The sequence below is a fragment of the Rhizobium sp. RAF36 genome (assembly GCF_052114105.1).
Classification (GTDB): Bacteria; Pseudomonadota; Alphaproteobacteria; order Rhizobiales; family Rhizobiaceae; genus Rhizobium.
In genome coordinates, this window is sequence record NZ_JBFREC010000015.1 from 1 (window position 1) to 19,503 (window position 19,503).

The 19,503-nt window shown below is 59.1% G+C and carries 17 protein-coding genes, 1 tRNA gene and 1 pseudogene; 17 read left to right on the forward strand and 2 right to left on the reverse strand.

All coding sequences use genetic code 11. The features are described from left to right. The 11 genes and pseudogenes from tuf to rpoC all read left to right on the forward strand — a co-directional run. Positions 1-291, forward strand: a pseudogene (gene tuf / locus AB4Z25_RS28995) (elongation factor Tu); the annotation flags it as partial. A 156-nt stretch (positions 292-447) separates the two neighbouring features. Then, positions 448-1,341, forward strand: a complete 894-nt coding sequence (locus AB4Z25_RS29000; RefSeq protein ID WP_112541125.1) for an NAD-dependent epimerase/dehydratase family protein — start codon at positions 448-450, stop codon at positions 1,339-1,341. Positions 1,342-1,482: 141 nt separating this feature from the next. Beyond that, positions 1,483-1,558, forward strand: a tRNA-Trp gene (locus AB4Z25_RS29005). Positions 1,559-1,742: 184 nt separating this feature from the next. After that, positions 1,743-1,943 (forward strand): preprotein translocase subunit SecE, encoded by a 201-nt coding sequence (gene secE, locus AB4Z25_RS29010; RefSeq protein WP_112390814.1) that lies wholly within the window; start codon positions 1,743-1,745, stop codon positions 1,941-1,943. A 17-nt stretch (positions 1,944-1,960) separates the two neighbouring features. Further along, a complete protein-coding gene (gene nusG / locus AB4Z25_RS29015; protein WP_112390813.1) occupies positions 1,961-2,491 on the forward strand; it encodes a transcription termination/antitermination protein NusG in 531 nt (176 codons plus the stop codon). Between the two features lie 169 nt (positions 2,492-2,660). After that, the gene (gene rplK, locus AB4Z25_RS29020) at positions 2,661-3,092 is read left to right on the forward strand and encodes a 50S ribosomal protein L11 (protein WP_112390812.1); all 432 of its coding nucleotides are present in this window, start codon (positions 2,661-2,663) and stop codon (positions 3,090-3,092) included. A 4-nt stretch (positions 3,093-3,096) separates the two neighbouring features. Further along, positions 3,097-3,795, forward strand: coding sequence for a 50S ribosomal protein L1 (gene rplA, locus AB4Z25_RS29025; RefSeq protein WP_112518757.1), 699 nt, complete (start codon positions 3,097-3,099; stop codon positions 3,793-3,795). Between the two features lie 330 nt (positions 3,796-4,125). Further along, positions 4,126-4,644 carry a 50S ribosomal protein L10 gene (gene rplJ, locus AB4Z25_RS29030; protein ID WP_016553543.1) on the forward strand — a complete coding sequence of 173 codons (519 nt, stop codon included), beginning with the start codon at positions 4,126-4,128 and terminating at the stop codon, positions 4,642-4,644. A 58-nt stretch (positions 4,645-4,702) separates the two neighbouring features. Further along, positions 4,703-5,080 (forward strand): 50S ribosomal protein L7/L12, encoded by a 378-nt coding sequence (rplL, locus tag AB4Z25_RS29035; protein WP_442210509.1) that lies wholly within the window; start codon positions 4,703-4,705, stop codon positions 5,078-5,080. Between the two features lie 260 nt (positions 5,081-5,340). Beyond that, positions 5,341-9,480, forward strand: coding sequence for a DNA-directed RNA polymerase subunit beta (gene rpoB, locus AB4Z25_RS29040; RefSeq protein WP_112541124.1), 4,140 nt, complete (start codon positions 5,341-5,343; stop codon positions 9,478-9,480). 188 nt (positions 9,481-9,668) lie between these two features. Beyond that, on the forward strand, positions 9,669-13,880 hold the full coding sequence (gene rpoC, locus AB4Z25_RS29045) for a DNA-directed RNA polymerase subunit beta' (protein ID WP_112390808.1): 4,212 nt from the start codon (positions 9,669-9,671) through the stop codon (positions 13,878-13,880). A gap of 133 nt (positions 13,881-14,013) precedes the next feature. On the opposite strand, the gene AB4Z25_RS29050 is transcribed toward rpoC, so the two are convergent. Continuing rightward, on the reverse strand, positions 14,014-14,724 hold the full coding sequence (locus AB4Z25_RS29050) for an acid phosphatase (protein ID WP_112541123.1): 711 nt from the start codon (positions 14,722-14,724) through the stop codon (positions 14,014-14,016). Positions 14,725-14,890: 166 nt separating this feature from the next. On the opposite strand from AB4Z25_RS29050, the gene AB4Z25_RS29055 reads away from it, so the two are divergent. Beyond that, complete coding sequence (locus AB4Z25_RS29055) at positions 14,891-15,145, forward strand: type II toxin-antitoxin system ParD family antitoxin (protein ID WP_112541122.1); 255 nt, start codon at positions 14,891-14,893, stop codon at positions 15,143-15,145. After that, positions 15,142-15,447: a type II toxin-antitoxin system RelE/ParE family toxin gene (locus tag AB4Z25_RS29060; protein WP_112541121.1), complete on the forward strand. Its 306-nt coding sequence runs from the start codon at positions 15,142-15,144 to the stop codon at positions 15,445-15,447. The genes AB4Z25_RS29055 and AB4Z25_RS29060 overlap by 4 nt, the downstream gene beginning before the upstream one ends. A 3-nt stretch (positions 15,448-15,450) precedes the next feature. On the opposite strand, the gene AB4Z25_RS29065 is transcribed toward AB4Z25_RS29060, so the two are convergent. Then, on the reverse strand, positions 15,451-15,744 hold the full coding sequence (locus AB4Z25_RS29065; RefSeq protein WP_112390806.1) for a transcriptional regulator: 294 nt from the start codon (positions 15,742-15,744) through the stop codon (positions 15,451-15,453). Positions 15,745-16,240: 496 nt separating this feature from the next. Between AB4Z25_RS29065 and rpsL the strand changes: the two genes are divergently transcribed. The 4 genes from rpsL to AB4Z25_RS29085 form a co-directional block, all read left to right on the forward strand. Next, positions 16,241-16,612 (forward strand): 30S ribosomal protein S12, encoded by a 372-nt coding sequence (gene rpsL, locus AB4Z25_RS29070; RefSeq protein WP_018902683.1) that lies wholly within the window; start codon positions 16,241-16,243, stop codon positions 16,610-16,612. Positions 16,613-16,689: 77 nt separating this feature from the next. Then, complete coding sequence (rpsG, locus tag AB4Z25_RS29075; protein ID WP_112390805.1) at positions 16,690-17,160, forward strand: 30S ribosomal protein S7; 471 nt, start codon at positions 16,690-16,692, stop codon at positions 17,158-17,160. Between the two features lie 29 nt (positions 17,161-17,189). Continuing rightward, positions 17,190-19,289, forward strand: coding sequence for an elongation factor G (gene fusA / locus AB4Z25_RS29080; protein WP_112390804.1), 2,100 nt, complete (start codon positions 17,190-17,192; stop codon positions 19,287-19,289). A 67-nt stretch (positions 19,290-19,356) separates the two neighbouring features. Continuing rightward, a partial coding sequence (locus tag AB4Z25_RS29085; RefSeq protein WP_421387882.1) for a GTP-binding protein occupies positions 19,357-19,503 on the forward strand: 147 nt, incomplete at its 3' end.

Sequence of the window (19,503 nt, forward strand, 5' to 3'; positions counted from 1 at the left end):
GTCAAGCCGCACAAGAAGTTCAATGCCGAAGCCTACATCCTGACGAAGGAAGAAGGCGGCCGTCATACGCCGTTCTTCACCAACTACCGCCCGCAGTTCTACTTCCGTACGACTGACGTGACCGGTATCGTTTCGCTTCCGGAAGGCACGGAAATGGTTATGCCTGGCGACAACGTCACTGTTGTTGTCGAGCTGATCGTTCCGATCGCGATGGAAGAAAAGCTGCGCTTCGCGATCCGCGAAGGCGGCCGTACCGTCGGCGCCGGCATCGTCGCTTCGATCATCGAGTAATCCCAGGATTACCGAAAGTCTGGAAAGGCCCCGCTGGCGACAGCGGGGCCTTTTTCATTGTCACGCGATGGTGACGCCGGCCTTTCAGGCGGCTCTTGCGCTTGGCTGCAAAGCCTTTATCTATCCCTCCGATTTTCATCACGCGGAGGATATTTCATGAAGAAGCGCATTCTTTTCACCGGCGGTTCGGGCAAGGCAGGGCGGCATACGGTGCCGTGGCTGGTCGCCAAGGGCTATGAGGTCCACAATATCGATCTCGTGCCACTCGACAGTCCTGGTGTCACCAATCTGATTGCCGACATCACCGATAGCGGCCAAGTCTTCAACGCGCTGTCGATGCACCGCGATTTTCCCGATCTGGAAGCAGGGAAGGGCGTTCAGCCTTTCGATGCGGTGATCCATTTCGCCGCCGTGCCACGCATCTTGATCAAACCCGACAACGAGACCTTCCGCATCAATACGATGGGCACCTACAATGTCATCGAGGCGGCGGTGAAGCTCGGCATCCGCAAGATCATCGTCGCCTCCAGCGAGACGACCTACGGCGTCTGTTTCGCCGAGGGGCATCGCGACTTCCACCAGTTCCCGCTGGACGAAGACTACGACGTCAATCCGATGGATTCCTACGGCCTCTCCAAGGTGATCAACGAGAAGACGGCGCGCGCCTTTGCCGAGCGCTCGAGCGCCGATATCTATGCGCTGCGCATCGGCAATGTCATCGAGCCGCACGAATACCAGAAATTCCCGGAATTCTTCGCCAATCCGGAAATACGCAAGCGCATCGCCTGGAGCTATATCGATGCCCGCGATCTTGGTCAGATCTGCCATCTCTGCATCGAGAAGGACGGGCTTGGCTATCAGGTGTTCAACGCCGCAAACGATACGGTGTCCGCCAACACGCCGTCGCGGGAACTGGCGCAACGCTTTTTCCCCAATGTTCCGTTCACCCGCGAGATCGGCGAATACGAGGGCCTGTTTTCCAACCGCAAGATCCGGGAAGTGTTGGGCTTCAGGGAAGAGCACGACTGGCGCAAATACGTGAAGGCGTAAGGCCGAAGCGGAACGGCGGCGCGGTGTTGGAAAAAATGGAAAAACGCACTTGCCAATCCCGCGCAGCCGTCTTAAAGGGTGCGCCATGCTTTAAACGGTGCTTCGAGGCCTTGAGGTCAACAAGCTGAATGCAAAGCGTAAAGGGGTATAGCTCAGTTGGTAGAGCGGCGGTCTCCAAAACCGCAGGCCGTGGGTTCGAGCCCCTCTGCCCCTGCCATTTCCTTCGAACGGTATGCGCGAAATCTTCGCTGCGTTCTGTGAGGAGGGCGGCATAGCGATTTCGTTAAACTTCGGTTCCCCTCTTGTGCAATCGGGAATCGGTGTTTATGTAGGGTTCAACAGACACGCGGTGCGTGGGGCTGATAGTTTCAGCTTTACGCGCCGTAATTGCGTGGGCAGTGATGGCATCCAAATCCAATCCATTTACGTTTCTTCAGCAGGTGCGGTCGGAAACGGCCAAGGTCACCTGGCCGTCGCGCCGCGAGACGATGATCTCGACGATCATGGTTCTCGTAATGGTGGTTTTCGCCGCGCTGTTTTTCTTTGCTGCCGACCAGCTCATCAGCTGGCTCCTGAGCTTCGTGCTCAACATCAGCAACTGATCGGGTGGAGATAGAAGATGGCGGCACGTTGGTACATCGTCCACGCGTATTCGAATTTTGAAAAGAAGGTCGCTGAGGACATCGAGAACAAGGCTCGCCAGAAGGGGCTTGAGCACCTGTTCGAGAAAATTCTCGTGCCGACCGAAAAGGTGGTTGAAGTGCGCCGTGGCCGCAAGGTCGACAGCGAGCGCAAGTTCTTCCCGGGCTACGTCATGGTTCGCGCGAACCTGACGGATGAAGCCTACCACCTGATAAAGAACACGCCGAAGGTCACGGGCTTCCTGGGCTCCGACAACAAGCCCGTTCCGATCCCGGATTCCGAAGCTGACCGTATTCTTGGTCAGGTCCAGGAAGGTGTCGAGCGTCCGAAGGCTTCGGTCAGCTTCGAGATCGGCGAGCAGGTTCGTGTTTCCGATGGTCCGTTCGCCTCGTTCAACGGCACGGTTCAGGATGTCGATGAAGAGCGTTCGCGCCTGAAGGTGGAAGTTTCGATTTTCGGCCGCGCTACGCCGGTCGAGCTGGAATACGCTCAGGTCGAGAAGGTCTGAGTTGCGGGTGAGCCGCCAAGGCTCGCTCGTGTGCGGTGGAAACCGCAAATCGCGTGGAAGGTGAGGGGCCTTAGCCGGACCTCGATATTCCGCACCACGCAACCGCAGCCGCCGGAGCGATCCGGCATCAAGGGCCGGGCAACCGGCTATCAATGAAAGGCAGAGAGTTATGGCTAAGAAAGTTGCAGGCCAGCTCAAGCTTCAGGTCAAGGCAGGATCGGCTAACCCGTCCCCGCCAATCGGCCCGGCGCTTGGTCAGCGTGGCATTAACATCATGGAATTCTGCAAGTCGTTCAATGCGGCTACGCAGGAAATGGAAAAGGGTATGCCGATCCCGGTCGTCATCACCTATTACCAGGACAAGTCCTTTACCTTCGTCATGAAGCAGCCGCCGGTCAGCTACTTCCTGAAGAAGGAAGCGAAGATCACGTCCGGTTCGAAGACGCCTGGCAAGGGCGCCAACGCCGGCAAGCTCACCAAGGCTCAGATCAAGTCGATCGCCGAAGCCAAGATGAAGGATCTCAACGCAGCAGATATCGAAGGTGCAATGGCGATGATTGAGGGCTCTGCCCGCGCCATGGGCCTGGAAGTGGTAGGTTAAGACCATGTCAGGCAAGCGCACCAAGAAGATCAACGAAGGTGTTGATCCCACGAAGCTCTACGCACTCGGCCTCGCCATCGGCATGGTCAAGGAGCGTGCTGTCGCTAAGTTCGACGAGACCATCGAAATCTCGATGAACCTCGGCGTTGACCCGCGCCACGCCGACCAGATGGTCCGCGGCGTCGTCAACCTGCCGAACGGCACCGGCCGCGACGTTCGCGTTGCTGTTTTCGCCCGCGGCGCCAAGGCTGATGAAGCCAAGGCTGCAGGCGCAGACATCGTCGGCGCTGAAGACCTGGTCGATATCGTCCAGGGCGGCAAGATCGACTTCGACCGCGTTATCGCGACCCCCGACATGATGCCGCTCGTCGGCCGTCTCGGTAAGGTTCTCGGTCCGCGCGGCATGATGCCGAACCCGAAGGTCGGAACGGTTACGATGGACGTCACGGGTGCCGTTAAGGCTTCCAAGGGCGGCGCTGTCGAGTTCCGCGTCGAAAAGGCCGGTATCGTCCACGCCGGCATCGGTAAGGCCTCGTTCGAAGCCAAGGCTCTGGAAGAAAACATCCGCGCCTTCGCTGACGCCGTCATCAAGGCAAAGCCGGCTGGCGCCAAGGGCAACTACGTCAAGCGCGTAGCGATCTCTTCGACCATGGGTCCGGGCGTCAAGATCGAGCTCGGCTCGGTCACGGCTCCGGCCGCCTAACGAATTTGCCGGGCTTCGGCCCGGCAGCATGCATTCCGGCCTCGCAAGGGGCCGGGATATTCCGGAGAAATCCGGAATCCTGTCCGAGATTGCAGGTGGTTATCCCTTAATCACTTAAGCCTGCATGAGACGGGTAAGACCCGAATTGCATGAAGCTTAGCTTCGATCGATTTGGTTCGAGCCTTGGATGCCTTGTCCTCCTAGCCTTGAGTGGCGCGGAGCGCGAGGGGACAGGATCCTCAAGCGTCGCTTGGGATCGCTTCTGATCCCAGGAGGCAAAAGGCAACCCGGCAGGCCCCGTCAAACGGACCTGTCAACTGGAGATAGGCAGTGGAAAGAGCGGAAAAACGCGAATTCGTCACGGAACTGAACGAAGTCTTCAAGGCTTCGGGCTCGGTTGTCGTGGCCCACTATGCTGGTGCTACAGTCGCGCAGATGAACGACTTCCGTTCCAAGATGCGCGCAGCTGGCGGTACCGTCAAAGTCGCGAAGAACCGCCTGGCCAAGATCGCCCTTCAGGGTACGGAAGCAGAAGGGATCTCTGGTCTCTTCACAGGTCAGACGCTCATTGCATACAGCAATGACCCGATCACTGCTCCGAAAGTCGTCGTGGATTTCGCCAAGACCAACGATAAGATCGTTGTTTTGGGCGGCGCCATGGGAACAACCACGCTCAACGCCGATGCAGTCAAGTCGCTTGCGACCCTGCCGTCGTTGGACGAACTGCGTGCAAAGCTGCTGGGCATGATCCAGACTCCGGCTACCCGCATCGCAGGCGTTGTTGCAGCACCGGCAAGCCAGCTTGCTCGCGTGTTCTCGGCTTACGCCAAGAAGGACGAAGCCGCATAAGGCGGTTTTTTGCTGTTTATAAAACACCGGTTCGAACCGAACAAAAGGAACTGATAACATGGCTGATCTCGTAAAGATCGTTGAAGACCTCTCTGCACTGACCGTTCTGGAAGCTGCAGAACTGTCCAAGCTTCTCGAAGAAAAGTGGGGCGTTTCCGCTGCTGCTCCGGTAGCTGCTGCTGCTGCTGCTGGCGGTGGCGCTGCTGCTGTCGTTGAAGAAGAAAAGACCGAGTTCGACGTCATCCTCACGGATGCCGGCGCGAACAAGATCAACGTCATCAAGGAAGTCCGCGCTATCACTGGCCTCGGCCTCAAGGAAGCCAAGGACCTCGTCGAAGGCGCTCCGAAGGCTGTCAAGGAAGCCGTTTCCAAGGCTGAAGCAGCTGACATCAAGAAGAAGCTTGAAGACGCTGGCGCAAAGGCCGACGTCAAGTAATCTTGAACTGCATCTGGGAGGCGGCGTTTGCCGTCTCCCATTTGCCGTTTTCCGGAACGAATTACCCAAAAGCCGCGTGAAAACGGCTTTTGGGTAATGGGTTCTTCAAGAGGATGGTCTCGAACCGGGACACGCAGGCAATCCGGCCTGGTGGTTTCGGGAAGTGAGACGAGTTTGAACCAACCCATTGCTTGACGGGGTCGACTGGCCATCGGTTCCCGTCCGTTGCAGGCCCGGATGCAATTTTTGAAGGAGCGACGATGGCTCAGACCCTTTCGTTCAATGGTCGTAGGCGCGTACGCAAGTTTTTTGGTAAAATCCCCGAAGTCGCAGAGATGCCGAACCTCATCGAGGTTCAGAAGGCGTCCTACGACCAGTTCCTGATGGTCGAAGAACCGAAGGGCGGCCGCCCTGACGAAGGCCTGCAGGCCGTCTTCAAGTCCGTCTTCCCGATCACCGATTTTTCCGGCGCCTCGATGCTGGAATTCGTGTCCTATGAATTCGAACCGCCGAAGTTCGACGTCGACGAGTGCCGCCAGCGCGACCTGACCTACGCTGCGCCGCTGAAGGTTACTCTCCGTCTCATCGTGTTCGATATCGATGAGGATACGGGCGCCAAGTCGATCAAGGACATCAAGGAACAGTCCGTCTACATGGGCGACATGCCGCTCATGACCAACAACGGCACGTTCATCGTGAACGGTACCGAGCGCGTTATCGTGTCTCAGATGCACCGTTCGCCGGGCGTCTTCTTCGACCACGACAAGGGCAAGAGCCATTCTTCCGGCAAGCTGCTCTTCGCTGCCCGCGTCATCCCGTATCGTGGTTCCTGGCTCGACATCGAATTCGACGCCAAGGACATCGTCTATGCCCGTATCGACCGTCGCCGCAAGATTCCGGTGTCGTCGCTGCTGATGGCCCTCGGCATGGACGGCGAGGAAATCCTCGATACCTTCTACACCAAGTCGCTGTATAAGCGTGCCGGTGATGGCTGGCGCATTCCTTACCAGCCGGAAACCCTCAAGGGTGCCAAGGCGATCACCGAAATGGTCGACGCCGACACCGGCGAAGTCGTTGTCGAAGCCGGCAAGAAGCTGACCCCGCGTCTGCTCCGCCAGCTCTCCGACAAGGGCCTGAAGGCGCTGAAGGCGACCGACGAAGACCTGTACGGCAACTACCTTGCCGAAGACATTGTCAACTATTCGACGGGCGAGATCTATCTCGAAGCCGGCGACGAAATCGACGAGAAGACCCTCAAGGTCATCCTCGACCACGGTTTCGAGGAAATCCCGGTTCTCGGCATCGACCACATCAATGTCGGCGCCTACATCCGCAACACGCTGTCGGCAGACAAGAACGAGAACCGTCAGGACGCTCTGTTCGATATCTACCGCGTCATGCGTCCGGGTGAACCGCCGACCATGGATTCGGCCGAAGCCATGTTCAACTCGCTGTTCTTCGATGCGGAGCGTTACGATCTCTCCGCGGTCGGCCGCGTGAAGATGAACATGCGTCTCGACCTCTCGGTCGAAGACACCGTCCGCATCCTGCGCAAGGACGACATCCTGGCCGTGGTCAGGATGCTGGTCGAACTGCGCGACGGTAAGGGCGAAATCGACGACATCGACAACCTCGGCAACCGTCGCGTTCGCTCCGTCGGCGAATTGATGGAAAACCAGTACCGTCTCGGTCTGCTCCGCATGGAGCGCGCGATCAAGGAACGTATGTCCTCGATCGAAATCGACACGGTCATGCCGCAGGACCTGATCAACGCCAAGCCGGCAGCAGCTGCCGTCCGCGAATTCTTCGGCTCCTCGCAGCTGTCGCAGTTCATGGACCAGGTGAACCCGCTTTCGGAAATCACCCACAAGCGCCGTCTCTCGGCTCTTGGCCCGGGCGGTCTGACCCGCGAGCGCGCAGGCTTCGAAGTCCGCGACGTTCACCCGACGCACTACGGCCGTATTTGCCCGATCGAAACGCCTGAAGGCCCGAACATCGGTCTGATCAACTCGCTGGCAACTTTCGCACGCGTCAACAAGTACGGCTTCATCGAAAGCCCGTACCGCAAGATCGTCGATGGCAAGGTAACGAACGACGTTCTCTACCTCTCTGCCATGGAAGAAGCGAAGTACTACGTTGCCCAGGCGAACGCCGAACTCGACAAGGATGGTTCCTTCGTCGACGAATTCGTCGTCTGCCGTCATGCCAACGAAGTTATGCTCGCCCCACGCGACAGCATGAACCTGATGGACGTCTCGCCGAAGCAGGTTGTTTCGGTTGCTGCCGCTCTCATCCCGTTCCTGGAAAACGACGACGCCAACCGCGCTCTCATGGGCTCGAACATGCAGCGTCAGGCCGTTCCGCTGCTGCGTGCTGAAGCTCCGTTCGTCGGCACCGGCATGGAGCCGGTTGTTGCCCGCGACTCCGGCGCTGCTATCGGCGCCCGCCGCGGCGGCGTGGTCGACCAGGTCGACGCGACGCGTATCGTTATCCGTGCGACGGAAGACCTCGAAGCTGGCAAGTCCGGCGTCGATATCTACCGCCTGCAGAAGTTCCAGCGTTCGAACCAGAACACCTGCGTCAACCAGCGTCCGCTGGTCACCGTTGGTGACGTTGTCAACCGCGGCGACATTCTCGCCGACGGCCCGTCAACGGATCTGGGCGATCTGGCCCTCGGCCGCAACGCGCTCGTCGCGTTCATGCCGTGGAACGGTTACAACTACGAAGACTCGATCCTGCTCTCCGAGCGTATCGTTGCTGACGACGTGTTCACCTCCATCCACATCGAAGAATTCGAAGTGATGGCCCGTGACACCAAGCTTGGTCCGGAAGAAATCACGCGTGACATTCCGAACGTTTCGGAAGAAGCGCTGAAGAACCTCGACGAAGCCGGTATCGTCTACATCGGCGCCGAAGTTCAGCCGGGCGATATCCTCGTCGGCAAGATCACGCCGAAGGGCGAAAGCCCGATGACGCCGGAAGAAAAGCTTCTGCGCGCCATCTTCGGTGAAAAGGCATCCGACGTGCGCGACACGTCCATGCGCATGCCGCCCGGCACCTACGGCACGATCGTCGAAGTGCGCGTCTTCAATCGCCACGGCGTTGAAAAGGACGAGCGCGCGATGGCAATCGAGCGCGAAGAGATCGAGCGTCTTGCAAAGGACCGCGACGACGAGCAGGCGATCCTCGACCGTAACGTCTACGGCCGTCTGATCGACATGCTTCGCGGCCAGATGTCCATCGCAGGCCCGAAGGGCTTCAAGAAGGGCACCGAGCTTTCGAACTCTGTCGTTTCCGAATATCCGCGCTCGCAGTGGTGGATGTTCGCCGTCGAAGACGAGAAGGTCCAGAGCGAACTCGAAGCCCTGCGTGGCCAGTACGACGAATCCAAGTCGCGCCTTGAACAGCGCTTCATGGACAAGGTCGAGAAGGTCCAGCGCGGCGACGAAATGCCTCCGGGCGTCATGAAGATGGTCAAGGTCTTCGTTGCTGTTAAGCGCAAGATCCAGCCAGGCGACAAGATGGCCGGCCGTCACGGCAACAAGGGTGTCGTATCGCGTATCGTGCCTGTCGAAGATATGCCGTTCCTCGAAGACGGTACGCATGTCGACGTCGTTCTGAACCCACTCGGCGTGCCTTCGCGCATGAACGTCGGTCAGATTCTCGAAACGCATCTCGGCTGGGCTTGCGCCGGCATGGGCCGTCAGATCGGCGACATGCTGGAAGCGTACAAGGCGAGCGGCAACATCGCGCCGCTGCGCAAGACGATCGGCGACGTTGTCGGCGACGGTCCGAAGGCCGAACAGGTCAAGGACTTCGACGATGACTCGGTCCTGCGTCTTGCCGACCAGTGGAAGCGTGGCGTTTCGATCGCAACGCCGGTGTTCGACGGTGCGCACGAAGGTGACGTCAACGAGATGCTGGCTCTGGCCGGCCTGAAGGAAAGCGGTCAGTCGACCCTTTACGACGGTCGTACGGGCGAGCAGTTCGACCGCCAGGTCACGGTTGGCTACATCTACATGCTGAAGCTGAACCACTTGGTCGACGACAAGATCCACGCCCGTTCGATCGGTCCTTACTCGCTCGTTACCCAGCAGCCGCTGGGCGGCAAGGCGCAGTTCGGCGGTCAGCGCTTCGGCGAAATGGAAGTCTGGGCACTGGAAGCATATGGTGCGGCTTACACGCTGCAGGAAATGCTCACGGTCAAGTCGGACGACGTCGCCGGCCGTACCAAGGTCTACGAAGCCATCGTCCGTGGCGACGATACGTTTGAAGCGGGTATCCCCGAAAGCTTCAACGTTCTCGTCAAGGAAATGCGCTCGCTCGGTCTGTCGGTCGAATTGGAGAACTCCAAGCTCGACGAACAGCAGGCGAACCAGCTGCCTGATGCTGCTGAGTAACCATCTGATAGGGTGTGCGCTGTAATCAGCGCACACCGTTCCCGCTCTGGCCCCGTAACGTGTTGGCCGGGCAGGGACGATTTCGCCGCATTTCGCGGTTATTGTCGTTTTGAGCGTTGGCGCGGCTCCCGGGATTTGCCGCCGGCCATAGCAAGATAAGGGCGCATCCGCCCATGAAGGAGACAGGCATGAACCAAGAGGTCATGAATCTTTTCAATCCGCAGGTGCCTGCGCAGAATTTCGATAGCATTCGAATTTCTATCGCATCTCCGGAGAAGATCCTCTCCTGGTCCTACGGTGAGATCAAGAAGCCGGAAACCATCAACTACCGTACGTTCAAGCCGGAACGTGACGGTCTCTTCTGCGCGCGCATTTTCGGGCCGATCAAGGACTACGAATGCCTGTGCGGCAAGTACAAGCGCATGAAGTACAAGGGCATCATCTGCGAAAAGTGCGGCGTTGAAGTAACGCTGTCGCGCGTTCGCCGTGAGCGCATGGGCCACATCGAGCTCGCCGCTCCCGTTGCCCATATCTGGTTCCTGAAGTCGCTTCCGTCGCGTATCTCGACGCTGCTCGACATGACGCTGAAGGATGTAGAGCGCGTTCTCTACTTCGAAAACTACATCGTCACCGAGCCGGGCCTGACTGCTCTGAAGGAGCACCAGCTGCTCTCCGAAGAAGAGTACATGCTGGCTGTTGACGAATACGGCGAAGACCAGTTCACCGCGATGATCGGCGCTGAAGCCATCTTCGAAATGCTGGCTTCCATGAACCTTGAGAAGATTGCGGGCGACCTGCGCTCGGATCTGGCCGACACCACGTCGGATCTCAAGCAGAAGAAGCTGATGAAGCGCCTGAAGATCGTCGAGAACTTCATGGAATCGGGCAACCGTCCGGAATGGATGATCATGAAGGTCGTTCCGGTCATCCCGCCGGATCTGCGTCCGCTGGTTCCGCTGGATGGCGGCCGTTTCGCGACGTCTGACCTGAACGATCTCTACCGCCGCGTCATCAACCGTAACAACCGTCTGAAGCGCCTGATCGAACTGCGCGCTCCGGGCATCATCATCCGCAACGAGAAGCGCATGCTGCAGGAATCTGTAGACGCGCTGTTCGATAACGGCCGCCGTGGCCGCGTCATCACCGGCGCCAACAAGCGTCCGCTGAAGTCGCTGTCCGACATGCTCAAGGGCAAGCAGGGCCGCTTCCGCCAGAACCTGCTCGGCAAGCGCGTCGACTATTCCGGCCGTTCGGTCATCGTGACGGGTCCGGAACTGAAGCTGCACCAGTGCGGTCTTCCGAAGAAGATGGCGCTTGAGCTCTTCAAGCCGTTCATCTACGCCCGCCTCGATGCCAAGGGTTATTCCTCGACCGTCAAGCAGGCCAAGAAGCTGGTTGAAAAGGAAAAGCCGGAAGTCTGGGATATCCTCGACGAGGTCATCCGTGAGCATCCGGTTCTCCTGAACCGCGCACCGACGCTGCACCGCCTGGGTATCCAGGCCTTCGAACCTACCCTGGTCGAAGGCAAGGCCATCCAGCTGCACCCGCTCGTCTGCACGGCCTTCAACGCCGACTTCGACGGTGACCAGATGGCCGTTCACGTGCCGCTGTCGCTCGAAGCCCAGCTCGAAGCCCGCGTTCTGATGATGTCGACGAACAACATCCTGCACCCTGCAAACGGTGCACCGATCATCGTTCCGTCGCAGGACATGGTTCTCGGCCTGTACTACCTCTCGATCCTGAACCAGAACGAGCCGGGCGAAGGCATGGCCTTCTCCGATCTCGGCGAGCTGCATCACGCGCTCGAAACCAAGGTCGTGACGCTGCACACCAAGATCCGCGGCCGCTTCAAGTCGATCGGCGAGGACGGCAAGCCGTACTCGAAGATCTATGAAACGACACCTGGCCGTCTGCTCATCGGCGAACTCCTGCCGAAGAACGGCAAGGTCACCTTCGACATCTGCAACCAGGAAATGACCAAGAAGAACATCTCCAAGATGATCGACGCGGTCTACCGTCACTGCGGTCAGAAGGACACGGTCATTTTCTGCGACCGCATCATGCAGCTCGGCTTCAGCCACGCCTGCCGCGCCGGCATCTCGTTCGGCAAGGACGACATGGTCATTCCGGAAACCAAGGCCAAGATCGTCGGTGACACCGAAAACCTGGTCAAGGAATACGAGCAGCAGTACAATGACGGCCTGATCACTCAGGGCGAAAAGTACAACAAGGTCGTCGATGCCTGGGGCAAGGCAACCGAAAAGGTCGCCGAAGACATGATGGCCCGTATTAAGGCCGTCGAATTCGATCCGAACACCGGCCGTCAGAAGCCGATGAACGCCATCTACATGATGTCGCACTCCGGCGCCCGCGGTTCTCCGAACCAGATGCGTCAGCTGGGCGGCATGCGCGGCCTCATGGCCAAGCCGTCGGGCGAAATCATCGAAACGCCGATCACGTCGAACTTCAAGGAAGGTCTGACCGTCAACGAGTACTTCAACTCGACGCACGGTGCCCGTAAGGGTCTAGCAGACACGGCTCTGAAGACCGCTAACTCCGGTTACCTGACCCGCCGTCTCGTCGACGTCGCGCAGGATTGCATCGTCAACCTCGTGGATTGCGGCACCGACAAGGGCCTCACCATGACGGCGATCGTCGATGCCGGTCAGGTCGTTGCTTCCATCGGCGTTCGCGTCCTTGGCCGTACGGCGCTTGACGATATCGATCATCCGGTGACCGGCGATCGCATCGTCGATGCTGGCAAGATGATCCTCGAACCCGATGTCATCGAGATCGAAAAGGCTGGTATCCAGTCGATCCGCATCCGCTCGGCACTGACCTGCGAAGTTCAGACCGGCGTTTGCTCGATCTGCTACGGCCGAGACCTGGCACGCGGTACCCCTGTCAACATGGGCGAAGCGGTCGGCGTTATCGCTGCTCAGTCGATCGGCGAACCAGGCACCCAGCTCACCATGCGTACGTTCCACCTTGGTGGCACGGCAACGGTGGTTGACCAGTCGTTCTTGGAAGCATCGTACGAAGGTACGGTTCAGATGAAGAACCGCAACATGCTGCGCAACTCGGACGGCGTTCTCGTCGCCATGGGCCGCAACATGGCGGTTCAGATCCTGGACGAACGCGGTGTCGAGCGTTCCTCGCAGCGCGTCGCCTACGGTTCGAAGATCCATGTCGATGATGGTGACAAGGTCAAGCGCGGTCAGCGTCTGGCAGAGTGGGACCCATACACCCGTCCGATGATGACGGAAGTGGCCGGTACCGTTCAGTTCGAAGATCTCGTCGATGGTATCTCCGTTCTCGAAGCGACCGACGAATCCACGGGTATCACCAAGCGTCAGGTTATCGACTGGCGCTCGACCCCCCGCGGTTCGGATCTGAAGCCGGCCATCGTCATCAAGGACGCCAGCGGCAACGTCATGAAGCTGTCGCGTGGTGGTGACGCCCGCTTCCTGCTCTCGGTTGACGCGATCCTGTCGGTCGAGCCGGGCACGAAGGTTTCGCAGGGTGACGTGCTTGCACGTTCGCCGCTCGAAAGCGCCAAGACCAAGGACATCACCGGCGGTCTGCCGCGTGTTGCCGAACTGTTCGAAGCCCGCCGTCCGAAGGACCACGCCATCATCGCTGAGATCGATGGTACGATCCGCCTCGGCCGCGACTACAAGAACAAGCGTCGCGTCATCATCGAGCCAGCGGAAGACGGTGTCGAGCCTGTCGAATACCTGATCCCGAAGGGCAAGCCCTTCCACCTTCAGGAAGGCGACTATATCGAAAAGGGTGACTACATCCTCGACGGTAACCCGGCTCCGCACGACATCCTGGCGATCAAGGGCGTCGAAGCACTCGCTTCGTACCTGGTCAACGAAATCCAGGAAGTCTACCGCTTGCAGGGCGTTGTCATCAACGACAAGCACATCGAAGTGATTGTCCGTCAGATGCTGCAGAAGGTGGAAATCACCGATGCAGGCGACTCGACCTATATCGTCGGTGACAACATCGACCGTATCGAGCTCGAGGACGTCAATGACGGCCTGATCGAACAGGGCAAGAAGCCTGCCTACGGCGACCCGGTTCTTCTCGGTATCACCAAGGCATCGCTGCAGACCCCGTCCTTCATCTCCGCCGCGTCCTTCCAGGAAACGACGAAGGTGCTCACGGAAGCTGCGATCGCCGGCAAGACCGACGGTCTCCAGGGCCTCAAGGAAAACGTTATCGTCGGCCGCCTCATCCCGGCCGGTACCGGTGGCACCATGACCCAGATCCGCCGTATCGCCACGTCGCGCGACGAGCTGATCCTCGAAGAGCGCCGCAAGGGCACGGGTGCAGACTCGGCAACGCCGATGCTGCAGGACATGGCAAACGAAAGCGCGCCTGCCGCCGAATAACGGCAGGTTCGATTGCAGAAATCAAAAAACCGCCCGTAGCGATCCGGGCGGTTTTTTGTTGACCGCTTGAGACGGCGGGCATGCAAAAAGGGCCGCGGTCGAACCGCGGCCCTTTCGGCAGGCGTTCGCAATGTCAGAGGCCGAGGACGGTGCGCAGCTCGGTGCGGGCCGCCTCGTATTCGGCCTTGTAGTCGTCATGCTGCATGATCGTCTGTGCGGTGGCGATACCGGCGATACGGCCTGCCTCGATATCCGTCGGGTAATGGATGCCGCCGATGACGCGGTTCCAGCCATAGGCCCAGGCGCGGCCCATGATGGCATCCTTCTTTTCGGGAACCATGTTCGACAGGACGACCCCCATCAGCGTGCCGAGCGTCGTGTGGCCGGACGGGTAGGAGCCGGACTTCGAGAGCGGCACGACTGGCTTGACGAGCTCGGGATAGAGCAGGTGAGGGCGCGGGCGCTTCCAGACGTCCTTCGCCGGATCGACGACGGCGGCTTCGGTCTCGACGATGCGGTCGAAGAAGGCCGAAAACTTCGGCAGGTTTTCCTTGGTGAATTTCGGATTGTCGATGACGTCGCTGAAACGCCAGACATTCTCCTCGGCATCGGCAACGGCCTGAGCTTCCATCTCCGGGGTGCGGGTGACCTGGATGGAGAGAAGCTCGCCGATCTCGGCCTTGGTCTTGGCGGAATCATTGGCAGGCGGCGGCGGAAGCAGGTTCAGAAGGTTGACTTCGGTATTGTCGGTAAAGGGCTTTGCCTTGTCTTCGGCAAAAGCCGGCGCAGCAAACGCAACGGCAGTGGCAAGGCCGAGAGCCAGGAATTTCGAGACAGTACGCATTTGGGGGACTCCGTTTGGGGCAATGAAATGCACCTCGCGGGTAACCGAGGATTGTTTGGCGAAGATGACAGAACGGTGTCAGAGCCTGCGGCATAATCGCCGCGCGGCGGCAAGCGAGACTTGCCAAACCAGCGGTGTGTACCAATAATAGTTATCGGAGGCACCCATGGCTCAAAGCGTCGAACTTGGAAATCTGGAAGCGGTTGTTCAGAAGCTCGTCGAGAGCGGCCGCTACAACTCGAAGAGCGAAGTGCTCCGCGAGGGCGTTCGTCTGGTCGAGGAGCGAGAGAAGCAGCTTGCGCTGATGGACGCGGCGCTCGCCCGGGGCAGGGCGGATGTCGACGCCGGTCGCGTCCATGCGGCTGACGATGTCTTCGCTGAGCTCAAGGAGCGCTATGGCCGCATGGCGGACGGCAAATGAAGCTGGTCATCGCGGCAGAGGCCCGCCGCGATCTCTTCTCGATTGGCGATTATATTGCGAGGGATAATCCGCGCCGCGCGCTTTCCTTCGTCGAGGAGCTGGAGAGGCATTGCCTGATGATCACCGATCGTCCGCTTGCCTATCCGCTGGTGCCCCGTCACGAGGAGAGCGGGATCAGAAGGGCCGTGCACGGCCGCTACAATATCTTCTATACCTGCGCCGCCGACGCCGTACAGATTTTGCATATACTCAACGGCGCCATGAACTATGAGGCAGCTCTGTTTGGCGCCGCCGATAGCTGACGGTCAGTTGAACCGGATGATTGAGACCTCGCCGTCCAGCGCGCCCTGATAGGCGGACGCGTGCGGCTCTTCTTCAGGCACTTCGGTCAACATGCCGATCTGGTCGAGATCGGCCTCGATGAAGCCTTCCTCGGACAGCGCGTTGAGCGCCTCGCGCACGGCGGTGTCGTCATCGGCGGCTCTCAGCATGATATGCAGGTCGACGCCTTCGCTGCCGTCCGACTCATAACCCTTGCCGATAATGATGAAGACCATCGGGCCTTCGGAGTTGTTGTCGTTGTCGGGGCTGGTGATCATCGGGCGGTCCTTTGAATATGTAACGATTCGTAAACTCGAATCCGCTTCCTGCGGATTTCGTCTGCAATCGCCGATTCCTTAACCGCTTTTCCGGCAAGCCCCAAGTTGAACTTTAAGGGCCGCCGCAAAAACGTCCGGAACCCTTGCAAAGAGGGCGTAAGCCCGGCATTTCAAGGCATTCGCGGCAAGATTATTTCTTAACCGGCCTTGACGTAGGTGAGGGAAACCAGTAGTACCCGCGCCATCGGAACCCATGTGAGGCATGGCTTTCTGGGGCGCCTTGCCCTGGAGTTCACCTCAAACAAGGTTCGAAACGCACGTTGAAGATATGATGCCCGCACGCACGACGCATGTCTTTTGCGTCCTCTGCCCTCTGTGGTCCATCCGTGAAAGCGGATCGGGCCACGTTTTGCGCATTGAGACAAGCGTGTGATCTTGCCGGAGACGGCGTGATTTTACGCCCGAAAGGGTACAGTTAAACGTAAGGGATGGTTGAATGCCTACCGTAAACCAGCTGATCCGCAAGCCGCGCCAGCCGAACGTAAAGCGTAACAAGGTTCCTGCTCTGCAGGAAAACCCGCAGAAGCGTGGTGTTTGCACCCGCGTCTACACGACGACCCCGAAGAAGCCGAACTCGGCTCTGCGTAAGGTTGCCAAGATCCGCCTGACCAATGGCTTCGAAGTCATCGGCTACATTCCGGGCGAAGGTCACAACCTGCAGGAACACTCTGTCGTCATGATCCGTGGCGGCCGCGTCAAGGACTTGCCGGGCGTTCGTTACCACATCATCCGCGGCGTTCTCGATACCCAGGGTGTCAAGAACCGCAAGCAGCGCCGTTCCAAGTACGGTGCAAAGCGTCCGAAGTAATTCGGGTTTTGTTTTTCCGGCGCTGCGCGAGGTTCTCCGCGTGGTAGAGCGCCTTAACAGTTAAGAGACGAGAAGTTATGTCCAGACGTCACAGAGCAGAAAAGCGCGAGATCAACCCGGACCCGAAGTTCGGCGATTTGGTCGTCACGAAGTTCATGAATGCCATCATGCTCGATGGTAAGAAGTCCGTTGCTGAAAGCATCGTTTACGGCGCATTTGACTCCGTACAGGGCAAGTCCAAGCAGGAGCCGCTGGTTGTTTTCCACGCCGCCCTCGACAACATTGCCCCGCACGTCGAAGTCCGTTCGCGCCGCGTCGGTGGTGCGACCTATCAGGTTCCGGTTGATGTCCGCCCTGAGCGCCGCCAGGCCCTTGCTATCCGCTGGCTGATTACCGCTGCGCGCAAGCGCAACGAAACGACCATGGTCGACCGTCTGTCGGGCGAGCTTCTCGATGCATCCAACAACCGTGGTTCCGCGGTCAAGAAGCGCGAAGACACGCACAAGATGGCTGACGCCAACCGTGCGTTCTCGCATTATCGCTGGTAATCCCGAACGGTATCGAAAGGCAGTCCACTATGGCTCGCGAATATAAAATCGAAGACTACCGTAATTTCGGTATCATGGCGCACATCGACGCCGGCAAGACGACGACGACCGAGCGTATCCTCTACTACACCGGCAAGTCGCACAAGATCGGCGAAGTGCACGACGGCGCAGCCACGATGGACTGGATGGAGCAGGAGCAGGAGCGTGGCATCACGATCACCTCTGCTGCGACCACGACCTTCTGGAAGGGCCGCGACGGCAAGATGCGCCGCTTCAACATCATCGACACTCCCGGCCACGTCGACTTCACCATCGAAGTCGAACGTTCGCTGCGCGTGCTCGACGGTGCGGTTGCTCTTCTCGATGCCAACGCCGGCGTAGAGCCGCAGACGGAAACCGTCTGGCGTCAGGCTGAGAAGTACAACGTTCCGCGCATGATCTTCTGCAACAAGATGGACAAGACCGGTGCGGACTTCTACCGCTCGGTCGAGATGATCAAGACCCGTCTCGGCGCAACGGCTGTTGTCATGCAGCTGCCGATCGGCGCAGAATCCGAGTTCAAGGGCGTTGTCGACCTGATCGAGATGAACGCACTCATCTGGCGCGACGAATCGCTCGGCGCACAGTGGGACGTCGTCGAAATCCCTGAAGACCTGAAGGCCAAGGCTGAAGAATATCGCGAAAAGCTGATCGAGACCGTTGTCGAGATCGACGAAGAAGCGATGGAAGCTTACCTGAACGGCGACATGCCCGACAACGACAAGATCCGCGCCCTGGTTCGCCGCGGCACGATCGACGTCAAGTTCCATCCGATGTTCTGCGGCACCGCCTTCAAGAACAAGGGCGTTCAGCCGCTGCTCGACGCTGTTGTCGATTATCTGCCGTCGCCGATGGACATTCCTGCCATCAAGGGCATCGACTTCAAGACGGAAGCCGATATCGAGCGTCACGCTGACGACTCCGAGCCGCTTTCCATGCTTGCGTTCAAGATCATGAACGACCCCTTCGTCGGTTCGCTCACCTTCGCTCGCATCTACTCCGGCAAGCTCGAAAAGGGCGCGTCGGTCATGAACACGGTCAAGGACAAGCGCGAGCGCGTCGGCCGCATGCTGCAGATGCACTCGAACTCCCGTGAAGACATCGAAGAAGCCTTTGCAGGCGACATCGTTGCTCTTGCCGGCCTCAAGGAAACCACCACTGGCGATACGCTCTGCGATCCGCTGAAGCCGGTTATCCTCGAGCGCATGGAATTCCCCGAGCCGGTCATCCAGATCGCGATCGAGCCGAAGACCAAGGGCGACCAGGAAAAGATGGGCCTCGCGCTCAACCGCCTGGCTGCTGAAGATCCGTCCTTCCGCGTCAAGACCGACCAGGAATCCGGCCAGACGATCATCGCCGGCATGGGTGAACTTCACCTCGACATTCTGGTCGATCGCATGCGTCGTGAATTCAAGGTCGAAGCAACTGTCGGTGCGCCGCAGGTTGCCTACCGCGAAACCATCACGAAGAAGCACGAAGAAGACTACACGCACAAGAAGCAGTCCGGTGGTACCGGTCAGTTCGCGCGCGTCAAGATCGTCTTCGAACCGAACGAAGAAGGCGACGACTTCAAGTTCGAATCCAAGATCGTCGGCGGTGCTGTTCCGAAGGAATACATCCCGGGCGTTCAGAAGGGTATCGAAAGCGTTCTGTCGTCTGGCCCGCTGGCTGGCTTCCCGATGCTCGGCGTCAAGGCGACGCTCATCGACGGTGCCTTCCACGACGTCGACTCGTCGGTCCTGGCGTTCGAAATCGCTTCCCGCGCCTGCTTCCGTGAAGCAGCCAAGAAGGCCGGCGCTCAGCTCCTCGAGCCGATGATGAAGGTCGAAGTTGTAACGCCTGAGGACTACGTCGGTGACGTTATCGGCGACCTCAACTCCCGCCGTGGTCAGATCCAGGGTCAGGAGCAGCGCGGCATCGCGATCGTCATCGCGGCAAACGTTCCGCTGGCGAACATGTTCAAGTACGTCGACAACCTGCGCTCCATGTCGCAGGGCCGTGCTCAGTACACGATGACCTTCGATCACTACGCGCCGGTCCCGTCGAACGTCGCAACCGAAATCCAGGCAAAGTATTCCGGTCAGAAGTGACCGGAATACCAATTGTCCGATAACAAGAATTAGCGCCTTCGGGCCTTAGAAGAATGGAGAGCCGGAAATGGCAAAGAGTAAGTTTGAGCGCAACAAGCCGCACGTAAACATCGGCACGATCGGCCACGTTGACCACGGCAAGACGTCTCTGACGGCAGCGATCACGAAGTATTTCGGCGAGTTCAAGGCGTATGACCAGATCGACGCTGCTCCG

What these genes read in the sequence shown, in the direction of transcription:
- rpoB (WP_112541124.1), top strand. Translation starts at nt 5,341, where the DNA reads ATGGCTCAGACCCTTTCGTTCAATGGTCGTAGGCGCGTACGCAAGTTT.
- rplL (WP_442210509.1), top strand. Translation starts at nt 4,703, where the DNA reads ATGGCTGATCTCGTAAAGATCGTTGAAGACCTCTCTGCACTGACCGTT.
- AB4Z25_RS29065 (WP_112390806.1), bottom strand. Translation starts at nt 15,744, where the DNA reads ATGATCACCAGCCCCGACAACGACAACAACTCCGAAGGCCCGATGGTC.
- nusG (WP_112390813.1), top strand. Translation starts at nt 1,961, where the DNA reads ATGGCGGCACGTTGGTACATCGTCCACGCGTATTCGAATTTTGAAAAG.
- rpsG (WP_112390805.1), top strand. Translation starts at nt 16,690, where the DNA reads ATGTCCAGACGTCACAGAGCAGAAAAGCGCGAGATCAACCCGGACCCG.
- secE (WP_112390814.1), top strand. Translation starts at nt 1,743, where the DNA reads ATGGCATCCAAATCCAATCCATTTACGTTTCTTCAGCAGGTGCGGTCG.
- AB4Z25_RS29000 (WP_112541125.1), top strand. Translation starts at nt 448, where the DNA reads ATGAAGAAGCGCATTCTTTTCACCGGCGGTTCGGGCAAGGCAGGGCGG.
- AB4Z25_RS29060 (WP_112541121.1), top strand. Translation starts at nt 15,142, where the DNA reads ATGAAGCTGGTCATCGCGGCAGAGGCCCGCCGCGATCTCTTCTCGATT.
- rpoC (WP_112390808.1), top strand. Translation starts at nt 9,669, where the DNA reads ATGAACCAAGAGGTCATGAATCTTTTCAATCCGCAGGTGCCTGCGCAG.
- AB4Z25_RS29055 (WP_112541122.1), top strand. Translation starts at nt 14,891, where the DNA reads ATGGCTCAAAGCGTCGAACTTGGAAATCTGGAAGCGGTTGTTCAGAAG.
- fusA (WP_112390804.1), top strand. Translation starts at nt 17,190, where the DNA reads ATGGCTCGCGAATATAAAATCGAAGACTACCGTAATTTCGGTATCATG.
- rpsL (WP_018902683.1), top strand. Translation starts at nt 16,241, where the DNA reads ATGCCTACCGTAAACCAGCTGATCCGCAAGCCGCGCCAGCCGAACGTA.
- rplA (WP_112518757.1), top strand. Translation starts at nt 3,097, where the DNA reads ATGTCAGGCAAGCGCACCAAGAAGATCAACGAAGGTGTTGATCCCACG.
- AB4Z25_RS29050 (WP_112541123.1), bottom strand. Translation starts at nt 14,724, where the DNA reads ATGCGTACTGTCTCGAAATTCCTGGCTCTCGGCCTTGCCACTGCCGTT.
- rplK (WP_112390812.1), top strand. Translation starts at nt 2,661, where the DNA reads ATGGCTAAGAAAGTTGCAGGCCAGCTCAAGCTTCAGGTCAAGGCAGGA.